Annotated in this window: 4 protein-coding genes and 1 other RNA gene; all 5 read left to right on the plus strand. The window is 58.9% G+C overall.

Going from position 1 to position 1,515, the window contains the following annotated elements; genetic code table 11:
- Positions 1–601 (plus strand): N-6 DNA methylase (locus DESPIG_RS12410; RefSeq protein WP_050760347.1); only part of this gene is annotated, 601 nt, incomplete at its 5' end.
- A 1-nt stretch (position 602) separates the two neighbouring features.
- Positions 603–667, plus strand: an RNA gene (locus DESPIG_RS13405) — hammerhead ribozyme type II.
- 9 nt (positions 668–676) lie between these two features.
- A complete protein-coding gene (gene nrdD, locus DESPIG_RS12415) occupies positions 677–859 on the plus strand; it encodes an anaerobic ribonucleoside-triphosphate reductase (RefSeq protein WP_006009396.1) in 183 nt (60 codons plus the stop codon).
- Positions 860–863: 4 nt separating this feature from the next.
- On the plus strand, positions 864–1,292 hold the full coding sequence (locus DESPIG_RS12420; RefSeq protein WP_006009398.1) for a hypothetical protein: 429 nt from the start codon (positions 864–866) through the stop codon (positions 1,290–1,292).
- Positions 1,285–1,515, plus strand: a 231-nt coding sequence (locus DESPIG_RS13930) for a phage protein GemA/Gp16 family protein (protein WP_169304829.1), incomplete at its 3' end; no start/stop codon positions are given. The genes DESPIG_RS12420 and DESPIG_RS13930, both read left to right, overlap by 8 nt.

A 1,515-nucleotide genomic window follows, 5' to 3' on the forward strand; every position in this document is an offset into this window, starting at 1 on the left:
GGTGGGGCAAAGGGCGGCGGATCACTTCGCTAACGCCACCGCCTACCTTCTGGACTATATGCGGACGACAAATGAGGAAACGCTGGGGCCGCTGTATGAGGAATACGCGGCGAACCATTACACCGGTCAGTATTTCACTCCGTCTTCCGTGGCGCGGCTTATGGCCAGGATAACGCACACGGCACCGCCGGAAACGGGCCGTTTCAAGGTTCTTGACCCCGCCTGCGGCGCGGGGGCCTGCCTGATAGCGGCGGCCAAGGAACAGACGTTCGAGCAGAACGGACGGGCACTATTCGTAGGTCAGGACATAGACCTGAACTGCGCACGCATGACGGCCTTGAACCTCATGTTTTTCAATCTGGACGGGATAGTGCTGTGGGGGAATCACCTTGCCCTGGAAGTACGCGAGGCATGGGAAACCCGGAGGAGCCTGGTATGGGGAGGGAGCATCCGCCCGCTGGACAGGGAAGAAGCGCGGGTATGGCTGGAAGGCCACTTTTCCGGGCCGGAGACGCCGCCGGAGCCAAAGAAGGATAGTGCGGTGAGTGTCAAAACTGACACAAAAACAGTGCGAAAAATGGAACAGCTTTCTTTGTTCTAAACAGCGAAACGCCCCTGCGGGGGCGTCGCCGGAGCGTGGCGGCTCCGGCCTGACGAGCAGCCATGAGATAGAACAATGACGGAAGTAATACCGAACCTTCCCAGCATTGAGCGGGACGGAAAAATTTACATTGGCGAAGGCGTAACGTTCGAACGCATCCGGCGTATCACGGGTTATTTGGTAGGTACGGTGGATCGCTTCAACAATGCCAAGAAAGCGGAACTTCGAGACCGCGTGAAGCATACCGCCATGAGGTAAGATCATGCGGAAGGACAACCGGAAATTCTGCGCGTCCATCAGTGTGCGCAACGGAGAAGAGCGTGCGAAGCTGGAGCTTTCCCCGGCTCCGTTGCACGGCGGCCCGGAAGGATTTTACCGCGTGCGGCTGGCCCGGCGCTGGCTTGATACGGAAGACGGCGTGCCGCGCTTCTTCGACCGGGACGGAATAGCCCGTCTGGCGGCGGAACTTGCCTTGTGCGGGCTGGAAACTCCCGCTCCGGCCCCTGACATTCCTGGCAATTCCCGCGTGTCTGTGCGGCGCGCGGACGGCTTTTATGAAGGCACCTGGACGAACACGGAGCCGATTCTGGACTACACGGGACGCTGGGTGGTCAATGTTTCGTTGGGAGGAAAGCGCGTGTTTGTGCCGGTTGAAGAAGTGCCCGTACACAAGGAGCGTCGCCGTGGATAGTCGGAAAATGCGTCTCGGCCTGTATCGCAAGATTGAAATTGCCAGAAAGCAACTTCCACACATGGATGAGGAAGCCTTCCGGGCCTTGCTGCGTTCAGAGTTCGGCGTATCCAGCCGCAAGGATATGAATATCCATCAGCTTTCCCGTCTGGCGCAGCTTTTCGCGGAACAGCACGGCGTTACCTATACCGCGCCCGCCAAAAGCCGCAACAGACGTGTGACA

It is taken from the genome of Desulfovibrio piger ATCC 29098 (assembly GCF_000156375.1).
GTDB classification, from domain to species: Bacteria; Desulfobacterota; Desulfovibrionia; order Desulfovibrionales; family Desulfovibrionaceae; genus Desulfovibrio; species Desulfovibrio piger.